Annotated in this window: 18 protein-coding genes and 1 pseudogene; 11 read left to right on the top strand and 8 right to left on the bottom strand. The window is 76.3% G+C overall.

The features are described from left to right. The coding region (locus EDJALFJO_RS14085; RefSeq protein ID WP_143448571.1) for a GDSL-type esterase/lipase family protein at positions 1–1,211 on the top strand (1,211 nt) is incomplete at its 5' end. Positions 1,212–1,223: 12 nt separating this feature from the next. Here the strand turns inward: EDJALFJO_RS14085 and EDJALFJO_RS14080 are convergent. Then, positions 1,224–3,137: a bifunctional diguanylate cyclase/phosphodiesterase gene (locus EDJALFJO_RS14080; RefSeq protein ID WP_088286253.1), complete on the bottom strand. Its 1,914-nt coding sequence runs from the start codon at positions 3,135–3,137 to the stop codon at positions 1,224–1,226. Positions 3,138–3,655: 518 nt separating this feature from the next. On the opposite strand from EDJALFJO_RS14080, the gene EDJALFJO_RS14075 reads away from it, so the two are divergent. Beyond that, positions 3,656–3,949 carry a hypothetical protein gene (locus tag EDJALFJO_RS14075; RefSeq protein ID WP_088286251.1) on the top strand — a complete coding sequence of 98 codons (294 nt, stop codon included), beginning with the start codon at positions 3,656–3,658 and terminating at the stop codon, positions 3,947–3,949. Between the two features lie 126 nt (positions 3,950–4,075). Here EDJALFJO_RS14075 and EDJALFJO_RS14070 read toward each other — a convergent pair whose 3' ends face one another. Beyond that, positions 4,076–4,564, bottom strand: a complete 489-nt coding sequence (locus tag EDJALFJO_RS14070) for an Lrp/AsnC family transcriptional regulator (protein WP_088286249.1) — start codon at positions 4,562–4,564, stop codon at positions 4,076–4,078. A 179-nt stretch (positions 4,565–4,743) separates the two neighbouring features. Here EDJALFJO_RS14070 and ald point away from each other — a divergent pair, with 179 nt between their 5' ends. Then, the gene (ald, locus tag EDJALFJO_RS14065) at positions 4,744–5,859 is read left to right on the top strand and encodes an alanine dehydrogenase (protein ID WP_088286247.1); all 1,116 of its coding nucleotides are present in this window, start codon (positions 4,744–4,746) and stop codon (positions 5,857–5,859) included. A 319-nt stretch (positions 5,860–6,178) separates the two neighbouring features. Next, positions 6,179–6,967 (top strand): L,D-transpeptidase, encoded by a 789-nt coding sequence (locus EDJALFJO_RS14060; protein WP_198950286.1) that lies wholly within the window; start codon positions 6,179–6,181, stop codon positions 6,965–6,967. Between the two features lie 12 nt (positions 6,968–6,979). Here the strand turns inward: EDJALFJO_RS14060 and EDJALFJO_RS14055 are convergent, their stop codons facing one another. Beyond that, positions 6,980–7,354, bottom strand: coding sequence for a type II toxin-antitoxin system VapC family toxin (locus tag EDJALFJO_RS14055; RefSeq protein ID WP_088286245.1), 375 nt, complete (start codon positions 7,352–7,354; stop codon positions 6,980–6,982). Continuing rightward, positions 7,351–7,605 (bottom strand): type II toxin-antitoxin system Phd/YefM family antitoxin, encoded by a 255-nt coding sequence (locus EDJALFJO_RS14050; protein WP_088286243.1) that lies wholly within the window; start codon positions 7,603–7,605, stop codon positions 7,351–7,353. Before EDJALFJO_RS14050 ends, EDJALFJO_RS14055 begins: the two co-directional genes overlap by 4 nt. A gap of 128 nt (positions 7,606–7,733) precedes the next feature. Here EDJALFJO_RS14050 and EDJALFJO_RS14045 point away from each other — a divergent pair, with 128 nt between their 5' ends. From EDJALFJO_RS14045 to EDJALFJO_RS14015, 7 genes are all read left to right on the top strand, one after another. Beyond that, positions 7,734–8,228, top strand: coding sequence for an RNA polymerase sigma factor (locus tag EDJALFJO_RS14045; protein ID WP_088286241.1), 495 nt, complete (start codon positions 7,734–7,736; stop codon positions 8,226–8,228). After that, positions 8,225–9,583, top strand: a complete 1,359-nt coding sequence (locus EDJALFJO_RS14040) for a hypothetical protein (protein ID WP_088286239.1) — start codon at positions 8,225–8,227, stop codon at positions 9,581–9,583. Before EDJALFJO_RS14045 ends, EDJALFJO_RS14040 begins: the two co-directional genes overlap by 4 nt. A 63-nt stretch (positions 9,584–9,646) precedes the next feature. Next, positions 9,647–10,897: an SAM-dependent methyltransferase gene (locus EDJALFJO_RS14035; RefSeq protein ID WP_088286237.1), complete on the top strand. Its 1,251-nt coding sequence runs from the start codon at positions 9,647–9,649 to the stop codon at positions 10,895–10,897. After that, a complete protein-coding gene (locus EDJALFJO_RS14030) occupies positions 10,894–12,063 on the top strand; it encodes a hypothetical protein (RefSeq protein ID WP_088286235.1) in 1,170 nt (389 codons plus the stop codon). The genes EDJALFJO_RS14035 and EDJALFJO_RS14030 overlap by 4 nt, the downstream gene beginning before the upstream one ends. Before the next feature lie 96 nt (positions 12,064–12,159). Continuing rightward, positions 12,160–12,699, top strand: coding sequence for a DUF3592 domain-containing protein (locus EDJALFJO_RS14025; RefSeq protein ID WP_143448570.1), 540 nt, complete (start codon positions 12,160–12,162; stop codon positions 12,697–12,699). A 14-nt stretch (positions 12,700–12,713) separates the two neighbouring features. Next, the gene (locus EDJALFJO_RS14020) at positions 12,714–13,367 is read left to right on the top strand and encodes a VOC family protein (protein WP_158220434.1); all 654 of its coding nucleotides are present in this window, start codon (positions 12,714–12,716) and stop codon (positions 13,365–13,367) included. A 36-nt stretch (positions 13,368–13,403) separates the two neighbouring features. After that, complete coding sequence (locus EDJALFJO_RS14015; RefSeq protein ID WP_088286229.1) at positions 13,404–13,778, top strand: SdpI family protein; 375 nt, start codon at positions 13,404–13,406, stop codon at positions 13,776–13,778. Between the two features lie 8 nt (positions 13,779–13,786). Here EDJALFJO_RS14015 and EDJALFJO_RS36440 read toward each other — a convergent pair. The 4 genes and pseudogenes from EDJALFJO_RS36440 to EDJALFJO_RS13995 form a co-directional block, all read right to left on the bottom strand. Continuing rightward, positions 13,787–14,983: pseudogene (locus tag EDJALFJO_RS36440) on the bottom strand (sugar MFS transporter); the annotation flags it as partial. 140 nt (positions 14,984–15,123) lie between these two features. Then, positions 15,124–16,263 (bottom strand): phosphoserine transaminase, encoded by a 1,140-nt coding sequence (serC, locus tag EDJALFJO_RS14005; protein ID WP_088286225.1) that lies wholly within the window; start codon positions 16,261–16,263, stop codon positions 15,124–15,126. Positions 16,264–16,435: 172 nt separating this feature from the next. Next, positions 16,436–18,409, bottom strand: a complete 1,974-nt coding sequence (locus tag EDJALFJO_RS14000; RefSeq protein ID WP_088286223.1) for a hypothetical protein — start codon at positions 18,407–18,409, stop codon at positions 16,436–16,438. Positions 18,410–18,635: 226 nt separating this feature from the next. Next, on the bottom strand, positions 18,636–19,643 hold a 1,008-nt coding region (locus EDJALFJO_RS13995; RefSeq protein WP_143448569.1), incomplete at its 5' end, for an LCP family protein.

Here is a 19,643-nt window from a genome sequence, read left to right as displayed (position 1 = left end):
TCCCCGCCCCGTCCGTGACGCCGTCCGTCGCCCCGGTCGCCGACGTGCCCTGGGTCCGGACGTGGCAGTCGGTGCCGCAGCCCGCCCGCCCCGGGACGGTCGCCGCGCGTGGCCTGGCGTCCCGGACGGCGCGGATGCGCGTGCACACGAGCGTCGGGGGCTCGGCGCTGCGGCTGACGCTGTCCAACGTCTACGGCAGCCGCCCGCTCGTCGTCACCGCCGCGACCGTCGCCCTGCCCGCGCAGGAGGCCGGGTCGCTCCCGACGGCCCGCCCGGGCACGGTGCGGTCGCTGACCTTCGCGGGGCGGACGGTCGTCGAGGTGCCCGCCCGGGGCACCGCCGTGTCGGACGCCCTCACGTTCGACGTCCCCGCGCACTCCGACCTGCTCGTCTCGCTCGCCTTCGGCAGCACCCCGGTGCCGCTGACCGGCCATCTCTGGGCGATGTCGACGACGTGGCTGTCGGTGCCGGGGGACCGCACCGCCGACACCGACGGGTTCGCCTTCACCCGGCCGGTCGACTCGGGCTTCGTCGCGACGGCGATCGACGTGGCACCTGTCGGACGCCGCCCGCTGCCGACCGTCGTCGCGTTCGGCGACTCGATCACCGACGGGATCGGGTCCACCGTCGACGCCGACCGGCGCTGGCCGGACCTGCTCGCCGCCCGGCTGCCCGGCGTGGCCGTCGTCAACGCCGGGATCGGTGCCAACCAGGTGACGGCGGACTCCCGCCGGGGCGGGCACGCCGCGCTGCACCGGTTCGGCCGGGACGCGCTCGGGGTGCCGGACCCGGACGCGGTCGTCGTCCTCGAGGGCATCAACGACATCCAGGCCGGCGCCCGGGCGGGCACCGTCACGGCCGGCCTCGCCGGGCTCGCCGACCAGGCCCGGGCCCGCGGCGTCCGGGTCGTCCTCGCGACCCTGACGCCGTACGGCGGGCGCCGCGCCTACTCCGCGAAGGGCGAGCGGACCCGGCAGGCCGTCAACACCTGGATCCGCACCCGCGCGGTCCAGGACGGGCACGCGGACGTCGTCGTCGACCTCGACGCGGCCCTGCGCGACCCGGCCGACCGCACCCGGCTGGCCCCGGCGTTCGACTGCGGTGACCGCATCCACCCGAACGACGCCGGGTACGCCGTCATCGCGGCGGCCGTCGAGCCGGCGCTGCGCGCCGTCCTGCCGCTGGACGCGGCGCTCGCCGCGACACCCTGAGCCGCCGGCCCGCTACGCGGGCAGGCGCACGTCGTCCACGGGCCTGCGGACGGCGGGGACCGCGCGCCCGGCTGCGGGCCGCCGGGTGCCGCCGGCCCGGTCGGCGCGGTACCCGGCGAGCCACGTGCGCAGCTGGTCGACGGGCATCGGCCGGGCCAGCCCGAAGCCCTGGACGACGTGGCAGCCCAGGCCCGCGAGCCGCTCCCACGTGGTGTCGTCCTCGACGCCCTCGGCGACCGTCTCGAGCCCGAGGTTGCGCGCGAGGTCGACGATGCTCCGCGCGATGACGAGGTCGGCACCGGCGTCCGCGGCGCGCTCGCCGGCCGCGAGGAACGACTTGTCGATCTTCACCTCGTCGACGGGCAGCCGTCGCAGGTACGACAGCGACGAGTAGCCCGTGCCGAAGTCGTCGACGGACAGCCGGACACCGATGTCCCGCAACGAGTCCAGGAGCGCGACCGCGTGCTCGGGGTCGGCGATCATCGAGTCCTCGGTGATCTCCAGCGTGAGGGCGCTCGCCGGGACGCCGTGCCGCTCCAGGGCGGACGTCACCGTCGGCACGAGCCACTGCGCGACGAGCGTGCGTGCCGACAGGTTCACCGACACGGCGAGGTCGTGGCCGTCCGCGCGGTACAGCGCCGCGGCGTGCACGGCCCGGTCGAGGACGACCTCGGTGAGGTCGAGCATGAGCCCGTGCCGGTCGGCGAGCGCCAGGAAGTCGGCCGGTCCGAGCAGCCCGCGGACCGGGTGCACCCAGCGGACGAGGGCCTCCGCGCCGAGGACCCGGCCGGTCCCGGCGTCCGCCTGGGGCTGCAGATGCGCGACGACCTCGCCGGCACCGGGCTCTCCGCGCAGCGCCCGGCGCAGCTCGGCGAGGGTCGCCATCGACTCCCGCCCGGCCGGGGTGGTGCCCGCGCCGGTCGGCCCGGACGGCGAGGCGGACGGCGACCCGGACGACGGGCCGGCCCCCGGCCGCCGCTCCGGGTTGACCGCGACCCGGCTCACGACCCCGCGGGCCTGCGCCTTCGCCTGGGCCAGGGCGAGGTCCGCGGTGCCGAGCAACGAGCGGGGGTCGTCCAGGTCGGTGTGCGCGACGGCGATCCCGACGGAGGCCCGGGCCTGCACCTCCACCCCGTCGACGACGAGCGGCGTCGCGGCGGCGGCACGCAGCCGGTCGGCGAGCGACTCGGCACGGTCCGCGGGCAGCACCCCGGTGAGCAGGACGGCGAACTCGTCGCCCGCCGAGCGCGCGACCTGGGCGCCGAGCGGCAGGGCGGCCAGGACGGCGTCCGCGACGTGCCGCAGGAGCGCGTCGCCGCTGCGGTGGCCGAGAGCGGCGTTGACGTCCCGGAAGCCGTCGATCCCGAGCACCAGGGCCGCGACGTCGCAGCCGGTGCGGGCACGCTCCGCGAGCGCGTGCTCGATGCCGTCCTGCAGGCCCCGGCGGTTCGGCAGCCCGGTGAGGGTGTCGTGGGACGCCTCGTGCCGCAGCCGCTCGACGAGCAGCGCGTTCTCCAGGGCGAGGCCGTGGCTGCGTCCCAGGGAGGCGAGCGCTGCTGCGTCCAGGTGGCCGAAGCCGTTGCCGGGGAACGGCTTGCGGGCCACGAGGACGCCGTGGACCCGGCCGTCACGACGCAGCGGGGCCGCGACGACGTGCTCGTCGCGGAGCCGGCCCCCGGCCTCGAGCACCGGGCGGCCGGAGGCCAGGACGGTGCGGGCCGGGGCCGGGACGTCCTCGAGGTCCACGAGGACGACGCTGACGGGCCCGCCGCGGCCCACCCGGCAGACGTGCGCCCAGGGCCCGCCGGGGACCGGCGTCTCGACGACCGCCTCGAGGGCGGCGCCCGGGACGAGGGCCTCGGCCGCCTCGAAGAGCAGCCGCGCGGTCCGGGTCACCGTGCGGTCGCCGAAGCCTTCCTCGCTCATGGGTCCCAGCGTGACCGGCGGGCAGGGCGTGCACCACGGTCGCGGGCCGACGTCACCCGGCCCGGGGCAGCGTGACCCGGACGGCGCAACGCGGTCCGCGCCGGGCGCCGTCCCGGGGAGGTCCGCGTCGCGCAGCGGGCACCGGGCGGGGGGCGCCGTCACCCGTCCGGCCGCGACCGACCGAGCCGGCTGCGCCGTCGGCCCGCCGGAAGTGGTTGGCCGACAGGAGATTGCCGTAGGTAATCATGCAGTCACTCAAAGGTTATGTTCCTCGATGTCGAAGGGGTCGGGAGGTTTGCGCTTCGGGCGAATCGAGCGGTTTCTCACCGGACTGAGGCCAAAGGGGGGCCGCTTGACGCCGATTTATGCCGGGGGCCTCTGGACGCCGGATGGGTTTGGGTGAAGGGTTTGGGTCCTCGACAGCGCCCGACCCTGCGTCGTGCGTCGTCGCGAGTCCGTCACGGCCGACGGCAGCCCTCCGTCGGCCCGCAAGGGAGTTCCAGAAGGGGGGCCCGGCAGTGTCGATCGGTCGGTTCCTGATCATCGGGTTCCTCGTGGTGAGCGCCCTCGTGTACATCGCCGTCATCGGCATGTGCCGCGCGGCGAGCAAGGCGGACCGCGACCAGAAGAAGCCCGCCCCGCCGTCCGAGGACGTGCTCCTCTACATGGACGGCACGGTGCTGCGCGGCTGGACGCCGCCGCACGGCGTCTCCGGCCTGCGCGGGGTCCCGACGCCGCGGTACGGCATCCCCGTGCCGAGCGGCGCCGACACCGCCGCCGACGAGGAACGCCGCGAGGGCGACGCCGTCTGAGTCGCCTCTCCTGACCTCCGGTCGTGGCCGGGTCCCTGCCGGGGGCCCGGCCACGACCGCGTCCGGCCCGGGCCGGCAGGGCGGTCAGGGTCAGACGGGCGGTCAGGGTCAGACGGGCAGTCAGGGTCAGACGGGCAGCGCCGTCGTGTACTTGACGGTCTTCATGGAGATGAGGCTGCGCAGCGACGCGACGCCGGGCACCTCGCCGAGCCGCTCGCGGAAGAACCGTTGGTACGCCTCGAGATCGGCGACCGCGACGGCGAGCAGGTAGTCGGACTCGCCGGCCATGAGGTAGCACTCGAGCACCTCCGGCAGGGCCGAGACCGCCCGCTCGAACTCCTCGAGGGTCTCCTGGCGCTGCGACGTGAGGCTCACCATGACGTGGACGTACATGCCGCGGTCGACCTGCTCCCGGTCGAGCACCGCCATGTAGCCGCGGATGTAGCCGCGGATGTAGCCGCGCTCCTCGAGGCTCTTGACCCGGCGCAGGCACGGGGAGGGCGACAGGCGGACCCGCTCGGCGAGCTCGACGTTGCTGATCCGGCCGTCGGCCTGCAGCTCGCGAAGGATCTGCCGATCGGTCGAGTCGAGCCCGGCGACACCGTTGTCCGCCATTTCCTGCCTCCCTCGCGGAGCGTCCAGGGCACATCCTGCCACGCGGCAACGCGCCGGGAGCACAACTTGGCATCGCCTGTCCGCCGATGAGGGCTACCTTTCTGTGAGACGGGTCACCGCCACGCACGGTGGGTGATCCTCTCCGACAAGCACCCCGACAGCAGGAAAGGTGAGCTCCCGTGAAGGTCGGCATCCCCCGCGAGGTCAAGAACCACGAGTACCGGGTCGCCATCACCCCGGCCGGTGTCCACGAGCTCACCCGCCACGGCCACGAGGTCTTCGTCGAGACGGACGCCGGTGTCGGCTCGTCCATCACGAACGCCGACTACGTCGCCGCCGGCGCGACGATCCTCCCGACGGCGGACGACGTCTGGGCGACCGGTGACCTGATCCTCAAGGTCAAGGAGCCCGTCGCGTCCGAGTACGCCCGGATGCGCGAGGGCCAGACCCTCTTCACCTACCTGCACCTCGCCGCCGACAAGGCCCTCACCGAGGAGCTCGTCGCGCGCAAGGTCACCGGCATCGCCTACGAGACCGTCGAGCTCGCCGACCGCTCGCTGCCGCTGCTCGCCCCGATGTCCGAGGTCGCGGGCCGGCTCGCCCCGCAGGTCGGCGCGCACACCCTCATGCGCGCCCAGGGCGGGCGCGGCGTCCTCATGGGCGGCGTCCCCGGCGTCTACGCCGCGAAGGTCGTCGTCATCGGTGCCGGCGTCGCCGGCCAGAACGCGGCCGCGATCGCGCTCGGGATGCAGGCCGAGGTGCTCCTGCTCGACCGCAACGTCGCGCGGCTGCGCCAGATGGACGCCATCTACCAGGGTCACTGCCAGACGGTCGCCTCCAACGCGTACGAGGTCGAGAAGGCCGTCCTCGACGCCGACCTCGTGATCGGTGCCGTCCTCGTGCCGGGCGCCAAGGCCCCGACGCTCGTGAGCAACGAGCTCGTCAGCCGGATGAAGCCCGGCAGCGTGCTCGTCGACATCTCGATCGACCAGGGCGGCTGCTTCGAGGACTCGCACGCGACGACGCACGCGGACCCGACGTACACCGTGCACAACTCGGTCTTCTACTGCGTCGCGAACATGCCGGGCGCCGTGCCGAACACGAGCACGTACGCGCTGACGAACGTCACGCTCCCGTACGCCGTCGAGCTGGCGAACAAGGGCTGGAAGCAGGCCCTGCGCGACGACGTGGCGCTCGCCAAGGGTCTCAACACCTTCGACGGCCAGGTGACGAACGCGCCCGTCGCCGAGGCCCTCGCGATGCCGCACACCGACCTGGCGGCCGTCCTCGCCTGAGACCGGCGTCCTGCACGCGGGGCGGTCCCGCGGCGCACCGGCGACGGTGCGTCGGCCGGGGCCGCCCCGCTGCTGCGTCCGGGTACGGGCGCTGCGGCGTCCGGGTGAACGAGGACGCGGAACGCTGCGGACGGGTCACCCTCCGCCTACGTTTCTCAGGACCGGCAACGGCCCGGTCCGTACGCCGGCCGTCGGGGGGCCGGCGTCCGGTCCGCGGGGACGTTGCCGGAGCGCCGCAACCTTAGGCGGGTCCTAAGACACGCCGTGAACGGCGGCGCGGGCTTCCGGGATCGCGCGGAGGGGGTCGATCATGCTCCGCATGCACTTCGCGCCGGGGTCGCGTCCGTCCGTCCTGCCGCCGCCGCAGCCGATGCGGCGACGCCGGGTCGTCCTGCTCGTCGCTGCGTTCCTCGCCCTCGTCGGCGCCGTCGCGCTCGTGCCGCCGCCCTCGGCGCAGGCCGCCGTCCCGTGGGCGGACCTCCCTGCGCACCTCGACCACATCGGCACCTCGACCCAGGTCGTCGTCGTGACGTCCTCGTCGTGGAGCACGACGTACGCGACCCTGCGCGCGTACGAGAAGCGGAACGGCACGTGGCGGCTCGTCCTGGGGCCGTGGAAGGCGCGCGTCGGGTACTCGGGGATGACGCCGGCGTCGAAGCGGGTCCAGGGCGACGGGACGACGCCCGCGGGCACCTTCCGGATGACGTCGGCCTTCGGGATCCAGCCCGACCCCGGCACCGACCTGCCGTACTGGCGGATCCGCTCCCGCGACCAGTGGTGGGTCGGCGACCGCAGGAGCGCCCACTACAACGAGCCGCGCTGGGGCCGGGACGGCGGGTTCCGCCGGACGACGGCCGGCATCGACGGCTCGGAGCGCCTCGCCGACTACCCGACGCAGTACGCGTACGCGGCGGTCATCGACTTCAACCGGCCCGATCCGGTCGTCGGCCGCGGCTCGGGGATCTTCCTGCACGTGAACGGCCGCGGCTCCACGGCCGGCTGCGTGAGCCTGACCCAGGCGGACGTCGTCAAGGTCCTGCGCTGGCTCGACCCGGCGAAGCGGCCGCGGATCACCATCGCGCCGGCCTCGGTCGTCACGAAGTACTGAGCGCGCCCTCGGTCAGACCTCACGCAGTGCCACGTCGTAGCGCAGGACGAGCGGGTCCCGCGTGAGGAGAGTCAGCCCTTCGCACCTCGCCTGCGCGACGAGCATCCGGTCGAACGGGTCGCGGTGCACCGCAGGCAGGCCGCCGGCTTCGACGGCATGTCTCGAGCGGACCGGCAGCTCGACGAGACCGGACCGGTCAATGACCTGCAGCAGGTCCGTCGGGACGGTCAGCTTGCCCGAGGCCTGCTTGATCGCGATCTCCCAGACCGAGGCTGCGCTGATGAACACCTCCGTCTCGGTGTCGATCAGATCCTTGGTCTCGTCCGCCAGCGTCTCGTCGTCGGTCAGCCACCACAGGACGACGTGGGTGTCGAGCAGGAGCCTCAAGCGTCGGCCCCGAAGTCCGAGGCGATGCGCTGGTTGACCTCCGCGGAGTCCCAGTCCTCGGCGAGGTGCAGGCGGCCCCGCAGAGAGCCCCGTCCTCGACGGTTGACGCTCCCGGTCAGCGGGACGACCTTGGCCACAGGGGTCCCGGCCCGGCTGATGACCACTTCCTCTCCCCGCTCGACCCGCTCGATGATGCGCGACAGCTGGGTCTTCGCGTCGTGGATGTTGTAGCTGACCGCGGGTTCCGACATGGCCGCCTCCTTAGCCAACAAGGTTAGCCAACCGACATGATCCACGCAACGGCAACAGGTGCCGCCGCAGGCTGGGACCGTGATCCCGTGAGGCCAAACACTCCAGGCCCGGCCCGCGTCTACCCGGCATGACGATCTCGCCGGACGCGGACTTCTCCGCCTGGTACGTCGCCGCCTACCCGCGGGTGCGGCGCACCCTGACGCTCGCCGTCGGGGACGCCGAGCTCGCGGACGAGGCGACCGCCGAGGCCTTCGCCCGGGCCCTGGTCCGCTGGCAGCAGGTGCAGGGGATGGCCGCACCGCACGCCTGGGTCCACCGGGTCGGGCTCAACCTCGTGCGGAGCGCGCTGCGACGCCGGCGGCTCGAGCGCCGCTGGCTCGCCCGGCAGCGGGTCCAGGACGTGCCTGCCCCGCCCGAACCCGACGGCCCGCTCTGGCAGGCCGTCGCCGCCCTTCCCGAGCGGATGCGCACCGCCGTCGCCCTGCGCTACGTCGCCGACCTCACCGAGCAGCAGGTCGCCGACGTCATGGGCATCACCCGGGGCGCCGTCGCCTCGTCCCTGTCCGCGGCCCGTGCGCGCCTCGCGCAGCAGCTGGCGCCCTCCGAGAGGACCCTCCCGTGAACCTGTTCGAGCCCGGCCCCGACCCGCTGCTGCCCGTCGACCCGGACGGCGCCGGCGACCCGCTCACCGCGCTCGCCGTCCTCGACCCCGCCGAGCTGCGGGTGCGCCCCCTCACCGAGGTCGCCGGCCGGGCGGCCCGGCTGCGGACCGCCCGGCGGAGCAGGTTCGCCGTCCTGGGGGTCGCCGCGTCCGTCGCCCTGGTCGGCGCGGTGACCGTGCTGCTGCCCTCCGGCGGGACGACCGCGCAGCCCGCCACGGGGCAGACCGCCGTCCCCGCCCCGACGGCGACCGTCTCCGTGAGCCCGAGCCAGGGGGCGGGCGTGCCGGCCGGCTGCCAGGACGGCGCGACGCTCGACGTGGCGAGCCACCCGGAGCTGGCCCACCTGGTGTCCGGCACCGCACCGGCACCGCTCGCGGTCGTCGAGGTGGTGGCGCTCGGGGGCCCGGAGTGCGGGTTCGACGACGTGCCGACCGCTGCTGTCGCGGCCCGGTTCGCACCCGGCGGCCGGGTGGACGCCGGCCTCGTCGTCAGCGGCCCCGCCGAACAGCCGCTGCTGCCGGCGAGGGACGGGTCCGACGCCGAGAGCGGACTGGTCTCCGAACAGGGCACGGTGCACGGGGCTCCGGCGACGCTCGAGCACTGGAGCCCCTCGACCCCGGTGATCGCGGTCGACGGGACGGCGCGGGTGCAGTGGCAGGAGCCGGCCACCGGGAGCTGGTGGCTCGTCGAGTCCAGCGGCCTGCCGACCGAGGACCTGCTCGCCGCCGCGGAAGCGCTCGGGACGTCCGGGGAGCGGCTCGACGCGGCGACCGTGCCCGGCACGGCCGAGGGCTGGAGCGCGCTGCCGGCCCGGGCCCGGCGCACCGCGGGGCACCGCTTCGAGGTGCTCTACCAGGCAGCCGACGGGTCCGGGCCGACGGTCAACCTCTCGGTGAGCGACGTGCAGGAGATCGGCCCCCAGGTCGTCGGCCAGGTCAGCGCGGACGCCCTGCGGACCGCCGACGTCCACGGCGCCCGGGCGATCCTGCGCCCGATCGGCACCGAGGGGGACAGCCCCAGCCTGATCTGGGCCGCCGACGGGCTGTACTTCACGCTCTACGCCTCGCCGGACCAGAGCTTCGCGGACCTCGTCGCCCTGGCCCGTGCGGTCGAGCCCGTCGGCCCGGACGACCCACGGTTCGGCGGCGGGGTGGTCGCCGCGCCGACCACCCCGGCGGCCGGTGCCGCCCCCTCGGCGGCGACGCCGGTGCCCCCGACGGCGACGGACCCGGGGACCGTGACGGTGACGGCACCGGCCACGGCGAGCGCCGGGCCGCGGACGGTGACGCCCGTCCCGGCGACCACGACGCCCTGATCCTGCCGTGGCGCCGGAGCCGGCCTGCCACCGGCGTCGTCGCCCGGGTGCGAGAATCTGCGGGTGCCCGAGGACCTCGCCACCGCGCTCGCGGCCCTGCGACCGCTGCTCCTCGACACCGACACCCTCGTCCGCGGGCTCGCGGCGGGGCGCCGGCGGGGCGCGGAGCCCGGTTTCGCGCGGGCCGAGCTGCGGCCCGTGGACCTGAAGGCGGGCCGCCGGCTCCAGGTCGTCACGACCGACGGCCGCACCCCGGTGACGCAGAACCACGCCCCCGGTCCGGACGCCGACGCCGCCGTCGACGCCCTGCTCGCCGAGCCGTTCGGCAACTGGCACGTCGAGACGACGGACCAGGTCGTCCAGCTCCGGGTGACGAAGAAGGGCGAGGCGCAGGTCCACACGTCCCGCACCTCGCGCCGGGACATCGAGCCGTCCGTGTCGTCCGCGTCCTCGGAGACCGGCGTCCGGCCGCACGACCGGCCCAAGGAGCGTCTCCTCGACCCCGCCGACCCGCTCTTCGGCGCGCTGGGGGCCGAGGCCGACAAGCGCCGGCAGGTCGACGCGTTCCTCCGGCTGCTCGCCCCGGTCGTCGGCCGCGCCGTCGCCCGGGCCCGGGAGGCCGGCCGCCCGCTGCTCGTCGTCGACCTCGGCTGCGGCAACGCCTACCTGACGTTCGCCGCGCACCGCTGGCTCGCCGCCCACCCGGACGTCGCCGAGGTCGGCGTGCGCACCGTCGGGGTCGACGTCCGCGAGGACATGGTCGCCCGGAACACCCGGCTCGCGGCCGGCCTCGGCATGGCCGGGCTGTCCTTCGTCACGGGCACGATCGCCGACGCGCGGGTGGACCAGGACGTCGACGTCGTCCTCGCCCTCCACGCGTGCGACACCGCGACCGACGAGGCGCTCGCCCGGGCCGTCCGGTGGGCCGCCCCGGTCGTGCTCGCCGCACCGTGCTGCCACCACGACGTCCAGCGCCAGGTCACGGCCGCGCAGGCGGACGGCATCCTGCCGCCGCACCCGTACACCGCGCTGACCCGGCACGGCATCCTCCGGGAGCGGTTCGCCGACGTCCTCACCGACGCCGTCCGGGCGGACCTGCTGCGCCTGCTCGGCTACCGCGTCGACGTCGTCGAGTTCGTCGACTCCCGGCACACCCCGCGCAACGCCCTCGTGCGCGCCGAGCGGACCGGGGCCCGGCCCGACGGCGCCCGGCGCCGTGAGTACCTCGACCTCGTCGGTGCCTGGCACCTCGAGCCGGCGCTCGCGACGATGCTCGCCGACGAGGTCGCCCGCGCGCTCGGGGACGCCGCGTGACCGGGCGCGCGGGCCGCCGCCTGCGCACCCTGGCCGGGCTCGGGACCGCCTGCGCCGCAACGGGTCTGCTCGTGCTCCCGGCGGCCGGTGCCGCGGGTGCGACGACGTCCCCGACGACGTCCCCGACGACGGCCCCGACGACGACCCCGTCAGCCACCCCGGCGCAGGTGCGCCCCGAGCGGGTCGTCGACCGCATCGTCAAGGACCCCCGGATCGACGAGTCCTCGGGCCTGCTCGTGAGCGGCAGGCTCGCCGGCGTGTACTGGACGTTCAACGACTCCGGCGGCAAGGCCGTGCTCTACGGGATCGGCCGCCAGGGCACGACCGTCGCGACGCTCGAGATCGACGGGGCCGGCTCCAAGGACTGGGAGGCCGCCACCGCCGTCCGCGACGCCGGTGGCCGGCCGGCCCTCGCCGTCGCCGACATCGGCGACAACGACGGTGACCGGCGCAGCGTGAAGGTGTACGTCGTCCGGGAGCCGTCGGCACCCGGGACGACGCGGTCCGACCCGGTGCGGACGATCACGCTGACCTACCCCGACCAGCCGGCCGACGCCGAGGCGGTCTTCGCCGACCCGGCGACCGGCCGGCTCCACGTCGTGACGAAGGGGCTGCTCGGCGGCCGGCTGTACGCCGTCCCGGAGCAGGCGTGGCCGGGCCGCGACGCGCCCGCCAAGCAGAAGGTCTCGGCGACCCTCGAGTACCTCGCCGAGGTGCCGCTCGGCATGGTGACGGACGGCGTCGCGCTGCCCGACGGGCGGGTGGCCCTGCGGACGTACGGCGAGCTCGCGATCATGCCGCCGGTCGCGACCCTCGCCGGGGACAGCACCTGGACGCCGCTCGCGACGACACCGCTGCCGCGCCAGGGGCAGGGCGAGGGTCTCGGGGTGCTGCCGGACGGGGACTTCGTGCTGAGCACAGAGGGCGTCGGCAAGCCGGTCCTGCGGTTCACCGCGCCGCAGGCCGTCGCGGACGCCCGGCCGCCGACCCCGACGCCGACCCCGGCGCCCGGCGCCGGGGGCACGACCGGAAGCGCAGCGGGCGGCGGGGCGGGTGCGGAGGACGGGCCGTCCGCGTCCGGGGTCGCCGCCCTCGGCGCGGTCGGCGTCACCGCGGTGCTCGCCGTCGCCGCGTCGGTGGCCGTCACCCGGCGTCGCCGGGCCTGACCGCAGCGTCCGGCCCGCTGCCGGACCGCACCGCGGCGCGCCGGCCCGCCCCGGGGACGGTTGCGCTCGCGGCAGCGGGGCGGGAGGGTGACGCAGATGATCGACAGTCGGACGACGACCGGTGCGGGTGCCGGACGCCGTCGCCGCGGGGTGCCTGCGGTCGCCGGGCTGCTGGTCCTGCTCGCCGTCGTCTCCGGCGGCCTCACGTTCGGCCTGTACCGCCTGCTGGCCCGCGAGGCGCTCCTCGACTACGACGCCCTCGCGTCCGGCGGCGTCCGCGTCGCCGGCACGGTCGTCCGCGCCGAGCCCGCGTCCGGCGTCGTCCCCGGCCTAGGCCCGTCGGGCACCGTCGTCTACCGGTTCTCGGCGGGCACGTCGGTCTTCGAGGGGCGGGGCGGCTCCGGCCCGCCCAACCCGGCTCCCGAGGACCTCGCCGCGGGCGCCGCCGTCCAGGTCGTCTACGAGCGCCGCGACCCGACCCGGTCGTGCCTGTGCGACCCCGCCGCCCAGGCGGCCGCGACCCGCCGGTCGATGGTCGTCGCCGCGCTCGGCACCGCGCTCGTGGTCCCGACGATCGGAGTCGTCGCCGCGGCGCTCGTCGGGCGCGGCCGGCGCCGTGGCCCCGGCCGGGCGTGAGGCAGGATCGGCCCGTGACCACGACCTCGTTCGACCACGTCATCCTCGCCGCCGGCCCCGAGGGCCTCATCGCCACGGCCGAGCGCGTCGCTGCGGCCCTGGGCGCGACGGCCCGGGCGGGCGGCGTCCACACGACGTACGGCACGCGCAACGCGATCGTCCCGCTCACAGGCGGTTACCTCGAGGTCGTCGCCGTCGAGACCCCGGAGGTCGCCGCGGCGTCCCCGTTCGGCAGCGTCGTCGCACGCCGGTGCGCTGACGGTGGTGGCTGGGTCGGCTGGGCCGTCGCCGTCGAGGACACCGACGAGGTCGGCGGGCGGCTCGGTGCAGCCGCGGTGGTCGGCGGCCGGGAGCGGCCGGACGGCGTCCGGCTGAGCTGGGCGCAGGTCGGCGTCGAGGTCCTCGCCGACCGGGCCTGGCTGCCGTTCTTCCTGCGCTGGGACGTCCCCGCCGACCTGCACCCGGCGGCGGGCGGCCCGGCCGGGGTCGCGGTCGCCGGGCTCGACCTCGCCGTCCCGACGGGCACGGACGGCGCGGCGGACCTGCGCGGGTGGCTCGACGGCGAGCCGCCGACCGACGTGCGCTGGACCGGTGGCGACACCCGGCCGGCCGGCCCCGTGGCCGTGACGTTCACGACGCCAGGCGGCCCGGTCGTCGTCACCCGCTGACCCCGGAGGTCGCCCCAGGGCGGCAGGAGGTGGATCATGGACGTCGTGGGCAGCACCGTCGCAGGCACCGTCGTGGCGTCCGGCGGTCTCGCCGTCCTCGCCGCCGCCCTGCTGGCGACGGCGCGGGCGATCGCTGCGGACCGGCTGCCCCACAACGGGGTGGTCGGCATCCGGATCCCCGCGACCTACCGCTCGCAGGCCGCCTGGCGGGCCGGGCACCGGGCCGCTCTGCCGTGGTTGCGCGCCGCCTCCGCCGTTGCCGCCGCGGCGCTCGTCGCGGCGGTCCTCGTCGCCTCGGCGGGATCGCCCGGAGCGGGCCTCGTGGTCGCGCTGACGGGGTACGGCCTCGTCGTCGCGGTCCTGCTCGCCGCGACCCTCGTCGCGGCGCGGGCCGCGCCACACGCGCCCTGACCCGGCGCTCAGGCGGCGCCGGCCGGGCGGCGGCCCGCGGTGACGAGCAGCACGAAGACGGTGACCGCGAGCACCGGGACGACGAGGAACGCCGTGTGGGTGCTCGTCGCGTCGGCGAGCGCCCCGAGCACGAACGGCACGAACGCGGCGAAGATCCCGACGCCGAGCGAGATGATCCCCGTCGCGCGGTCGCCCTGCGGGCCGACGGCGGCGTAGACGAGCGACACCCCGAGCGGGTACTGGCCGGCGATCCCGACCCCGGTGACGACGAGCCCGACGAGCGCGACGAGCGGCGAGGTCGTCGTCCAGGTGACCAGCCAGCCGACGAGGACGACGACGAGCGAGCCGAGGAGCAGCCCGCGGGACGACATCCGCAGCGCGAGCCGGCCGAGCACGAGCCGGGCCGCGGTCATCCCGACGACGATGGCCGTCACCGCGCTCGAGGCGGCGGCGGTGCTCATCCCGGTGCGCAGGTGGAGCAGGTCCGCGGCCCACGCCGTGTTGGCGAACTCGATCCCGACGCCGACGACGAGGGCGCCGGTGAGCAGCCAGAACCGGCGGCCCAGCGGCGCCTTGCCGCCGACCGGCTGCGGGTGCGTCGCGGCGTCGACGGCGGCGGTGCCGTGCGGGATCCGGGAGACCCGCCACAGCGTGAGCGCCGCGAGCGGCAGGACGACGAGCGCGGCCGGCCGCCAGGTGAGCCCGAGGGCCACCCCGGCGCCGACGACGAGCGGGGCGACGATGCCGACGCCCGACCCGAGCGCGTTGCCCTCGCTGATGGCGGTCGCGGCGGCCGGGCCGTGGTGGTCGGACAGGCTCGGGTTCGCGGCGTTGAGCAGGATCGAGCCGCCGGTGCCGGCGACGAGGATCGCGGGGAGCGTGACGAGCGGGCTGCCGCCGACGACGAGCAGGACGATCCCGACGGCCACGAGGGCCAGGCCGAGCCGGGCGGCGCCCCGGCGGCGGACCCGGTCGACGATCCGCACCGTGAGCAGGCCCGCGACGACCGCGCCCATCGACATGACGAAGCTGTGCAGGCCCATGACCGTGCGGTTCGTGCCCTGCTCCTCGCGCAGCAGGGGCAGGATGCCGCCCCACGCGTAGAGGAAGAAGCCCCACGTCGCGAGCGCCGAGTAGGCGGCCCAGGTGACCTGGTCGCGGACGAGCCGCACGGGGGCGACCTCGGCGAGCGGCGCGGCGGGTTCGACGCCGGACGCGGGCGGGACGGGGTCGTCAGGTGTCGTGTGCGTGGTGTGCCGACCTTCTCGTGGAACCGGTCACGGGCAGCGGGACCCGTTCCACGAGAAGGTCGCGAGAAGGTCCCGCTGCCCGCGGGGGACGTGCGTCAGCCGAGCTGCTCGACGACGAAGTCGACGCAGCCCGTGAGGGCCTCGACGTCGGCCGGCTCGACGGCCGGGAACATCGCGACCCGCAGCTGGTTGCGGCCGAGCTTGCGGTAGGGCTCGACGTCGACGACGCCGTTGGCGCGCAGCACCTTCGCGACGGCCGCGGCGTCCACGGCGTCGGAGAAGTCGACCGTGCCGACGACCTGGCTGCGGGCGGCGGGGTCGGCGACGTAGGGCGACGTGTACGCCGTCCGCTCGGCCCAGCCGTACAGCCGCGACGAGGAGTCCTTCGTACGGGCCGCGGCCCAGTCCAGACCGCCCTGCGCGTTGAGCCACTCGACCTGGTTCGCGAGCATGGCGAGCGTCGCGACGGCCGGGGTGTTGTACGTCTGGTCCTTGCGGGAGTTGTCGATCGCCGTCGTGAGGTCGAGGAAGTCGGGGATCCAGCGGCCCGAGCCCTTGATCTCCTCGACCCGCGCGAGCGCGGCCGGCGACATGACCGCGAGCCAGAGGCCGCCGTCCGAGGCGAACGACTTCTGCGGCGCGAAGTAGTACGCGTCCGCCTGGCTCACGTCGACCGGCAGGCCGCCCGCGCCGGACGTCGCGTCGACGAGCACGAGCGCGCCGTCGTCCGCGCCCGCGACCCGCTGCACCGGCGCCATGACACCCGTGCTCGTCTCGTTGTGCGCCCACGCGTAGACGTCGACGCCGGCCTCGGCGGACGGCGAGGGCAGGGTGCCGGGGTCGCCCTTGACGACGGTCGGCTCGCCGAGGAACGGCGCGTTCTTCGTCACCGTGGCGAACTTGCTCGAGAACTCGCCGAACGCGAGGTGCTGCGCACGGTCCCGGACGAGGTTGAACGCGGCGATGTCCCAGAAGCACGTCGAGCCGCCGTTGCCGAGGACGACCTCGTAGCCCTCGGGGAGCCCGAAGAACGTCGAGAGACCCTCGCGGACGCGCTTGACGAGGTCCTTGACGGGCTTCTGCCGGTGGGACGTCCCGAGCACCGTGCGACCGATGGAGGCGAGGTACTCGACCTGCTCGGCGCGGACCTTGCTCGGGCCGGAGCCGAAGCGGCCGTCGGCGGGCAGGAGGTCCGCGGGGATCGTGATGGCGCTGACGTCGGTCGTGGTGGTCACGAGGCTGCCTTCGCTGCGCGGCCCGGACGGCGCACGCGCCGGTGGCACGCAGGTCCGGACCTGGTCTGGGTGGGCGGGAGGCGGCGCTGCCCCCGCGGACCAGTGTTCCGCACCCCCGGCCAAGATCGGCGCCGCGACCGGATGGCGGACGTCACGTCCGGAAACGCCCGGGTCACAGCCCGAGCGCGGCCGTCCGGGTGCGCAGCTCGTCGGCGGGGACGACGCCGCCCCGGCCGAGCTCGTCGGCGAGCCGCAGCCAGGCGACCTCGATCGGGGCGCGCAGCCCGGCGAGCGCCTCGTCGTAGGGGAGCTGGACGTCCCAGAGCAGGCCGTCGACGAGGCGCAGCGCGGCGGCCCGGTCGGCGGGGCCGCCGGCGGCGAGCCGGTGGAAGTCGTGCAGGTCCACGGACCAGCCGTCGCCCGGCGTGAGCGACCACACGTCGCCGTCGCGGCGGACCAGGTCGTCGGCGGGCGCGAGCAGGCGGCGCAACCGGTGCAGCGCCGACTTGAGCCGGCCGCGGGACGCCACCGGGTCGGCGTCCGGCCACAGCACGTCGGCGAGCTGCTCGGTCGACACCGGCCGGTCGAGCACTGCGAGGACGGCGACGATCCGGGCGAGCGCCGGCGGCAGCCGCCGGGTCCGGCCGGCGACGACGACGTCCGCGACCGGGGCGAGGAGCCGCAGCCGGTGCGGTGGCGTGCCGGGCGGTGCCGCTCCCTGCGATGCGGCGGGGCCGTCCTCTGTCGGGCGGGGCCCGCCGGCCTGCGCGACGGGGGTGCGGGCGAGGTCCTCCCAGCGTCGCTCCCAGCCGGAACGCTCGGCGCGGTCGGCGGGCAGCAGCCGCTCGGCGCGGGCGAGCAGGTGGTCGGCGAGGGCGGGGTGGCCGGTCGCGCGGGCCGTCAGCGCGGTGCGCAGCGCGAGCCCGGCGGCCATCCGGGTCGTCCCCGAGGCGACGAGCGCGTCGAGCGCGGCGTCGAGCCGGCCGGTGACGTCGCCCGCCGACGGGGTGGCGCCCGGCCCGGCCCGGTGCGCCGCGGCGAGCAGTGCGAGACGGCAGCGCATCACCTCGCGCTCGTGCTCCTCGTGCGGCATGAACGGCGGCAGCGCCTCCACCCGGCCGGACCACTCGGCCGCGTCGTCGAGCCGCCCGGCGTCGAGGAGTTGGTGCGCGGTGATCGTGAGCACGCCGCCGATGACGAGCGGGTGGTCCCGGCGGACGATGTCCGCGACCTCGGCGAGCCGGCGGACTGCGGCGTCGGCGGCCGCCTCGTCCGGGCTGTCGGCGAGGGTCCGGATCGCGTCGAGGTGGGTCGTCATGACGAGCGGGAAGGCCGGTGCGTCCGCCTCCTCGCGCAGCAGCGCGGCGAGCTCCTCCCGGACCGCGGCGGCGTCCCCGGCGCTGTCGGCCAGGAGCGCGACGGCGCACCGGGCCCAGGAGACCTCCGCCGAGCCGAGGGCGGCGAGCTGGTCGCGGGCCTCGGTGACGGCCGGCCGGTCGCCCGGGGTGGTCGTCCACGTCGCCGCCGCCCGCAGGCCGTGGAACATGGCGATCGTCAGCAGCCGGTCGGTGGCCCGCCCGGCCCGCTGGAAGTCCTCGAGGCAGGCGCGGTGGTCGGCCAACGCCTCGTCGGCCTGGCCGGGCGCGAGCAGGAGCTTGGCCCACAGCAGCACCCGGCGCAGCCGGGCGCGGGCGACGAGGATGCCCGGCCGCTGCAGCGGCTCGGTCGGCAGCCGGTCGAGGTGCTGGGCGGCGAGGAAGACCCCGCTCGGGTCGCCGTGCAGGAGCAGGTGCTCGGCGAGGGCGCTCGCGGCGAGGGCCGCGAGCGCGGTGTCACCGGCCCGCTCGCTCTCCTCGACGAGTTCCTGGAGGACGCCGGTGTCGGCCGTACCCCGGTTCACGAGGGCGTCCGCGTGGGCGACCCGGGCCGCGAGCGAGCGCTCGCCGGGCGGCAGCGCCTCGACGGCAGCCACGAGGACGGTGTGCTCGTGCCGGACGGCGAGCCCCGCCAGCGCCCCGTCGACGAGCGCGGCGGCCCGGGCGGCGAGACCGGCGGACACCAGCGAGCGGGCCGCCCCGGGGAGGTCGCCGGAGTCGGCGAGCGCACCGGCGCGACGGACAGCCTCAGCCGTCGGTGCGTGCTCCACGGGCCCCCCGGGCAGGAGTGGACAGGCGCTGCCGTCGGCAGCCTCGGGACCGGTGCGAGGCGGCACCCCGGTCACCGACGATCGTACGGCCCGGCACCCTCACGACGGCAGTCCGCGGGGGCCGCAGGAGCCGGCCCGCGGCCAAGTGTGCATCCCTCGTGCGTGAACGCCGACGCTGCGTCGTCCGGAGCTCGACCGAGCGCTACCGATCGGACGAGCAGACGGTTCAGCAGACGTCGGTGAGGTCCTGCGCACCGGCCGGCGCGGTGTCCGTGGTCGCCGTGACGGCGCCGTCGGGCCCGGCCGTGGGCATGGCGCCGGCGGCGAGCGCGGCGGCGACCGCGGCGCGGGAGCCGGTGACGTCCGGGCTGCCGTCCGGGAGGACGGGCAGGTCGAGGACGACGCTGCGGACCCGGGCGCCGCGGACCCGCTCGAGAAGGTCGACCCAGGCGGGCAGGTCGCGCAGGTCGACCGTCGTCGACATGTGGCCGCGCAGCGCGGCGAGGATCCCCGGCCCGCGGACGAGGACGACGGTCGGGTCGACCTGGTCGGCGAGCGCGCCGAGCAGGCAGCGCTGCCGCCGCATCCGGTCGTAGTCGTCGCTGTCGTAGCGGGACCGGGCGAACCACAGCGCATGCCGGCCGTCGAGCCGCTGCCGGCCCGGCGCGATGTACTCGACGGGGCGCTCGACGATCCTGCCGCCGGACCTGCGGGCCCCGCCCACGGGCAGGCTGCGCGGCACGGTCACCTCGACCCCGCCGAGCGTGTCGACGAGCTGGGAGAACCCGGCCATGTCGAGGGTCACCGTCGCGTCCACCCGCTGGCCGGTGAGGTCCTCGACCTGGTCGCGGACCGGCACCCCCGGGATGCCGTCGTCGATGACCCACCGGCCGCCGGCGTCCCGGTTCCCGAGCCGGTTGCGCGGCACGCCGACGAGGAGCGTCTCGCCGGTGCGGGTGTCGACCGAGGCGAGGACGGCGGTGTCGACGCGGGCACCCACCCGGTCCGCCGCGGCGTCGGTGCCGAGCAGGAGGACGTCGACCCGGGCGGCGTCGCCCCAGGGCGCCGGCCGCGACGCGGGGGCGTTCGCGGCCGGGACCGAGACCCCGAGCGCGCCGGGGAGGAAGGACCACGGCACGAACGCGACGGCGGCTGCCGCGGCCGCGGCGACGAGCGGGGCCGCGACGGCGACGGTGACCCGGCGGCCCCGGGCGCGGCGGCGGGTCACCGTCGC

Origin of the sequence: Kineosporia sp. A_224, from assembly GCF_002198655.1 — a bacterium.
In the GTDB taxonomy this organism is placed as follows: Bacteria; Actinomycetota; Actinomycetes; order Actinomycetales; family Kineosporiaceae; genus R-H-3.
The sequence above is the reverse complement of the archived record's forward strand: the minus strand, read 5'-3'. Positions and strand labels throughout refer to the sequence as shown.

Bases quoted from the DNA above. Each gene is read 5' to 3' on its own strand.
- EDJALFJO_RS14015 (WP_088286229.1), top strand. From the start codon at position 13,404: ATGGACGTCGTGGGCAGCACCGTCGCAGGCACCGTCGTGGCGTCCGGC.
- EDJALFJO_RS14045 (WP_088286241.1), top strand. From the start codon at position 7,734: ATGACGATCTCGCCGGACGCGGACTTCTCCGCCTGGTACGTCGCCGCC.
- EDJALFJO_RS14060 (WP_198950286.1), top strand. From the start codon at position 6,179: ATGCACTTCGCGCCGGGGTCGCGTCCGTCCGTCCTGCCGCCGCCGCAG.
- EDJALFJO_RS14070 (WP_088286249.1), bottom strand. From the start codon at position 4,564: ATGGCGGACAACGGTGTCGCCGGGCTCGACTCGACCGATCGGCAGATC.
- EDJALFJO_RS14080 (WP_088286253.1), bottom strand. From the start codon at position 3,137: ATGAGCGAGGAAGGCTTCGGCGACCGCACGGTGACCCGGACCGCGCGG.
- EDJALFJO_RS14050 (WP_088286243.1), bottom strand. From the start codon at position 7,605: ATGTCGGAACCCGCGGTCAGCTACAACATCCACGACGCGAAGACCCAG.
- EDJALFJO_RS14025 (WP_143448570.1), top strand. From the start codon at position 12,160: ATGATCGACAGTCGGACGACGACCGGTGCGGGTGCCGGACGCCGTCGC.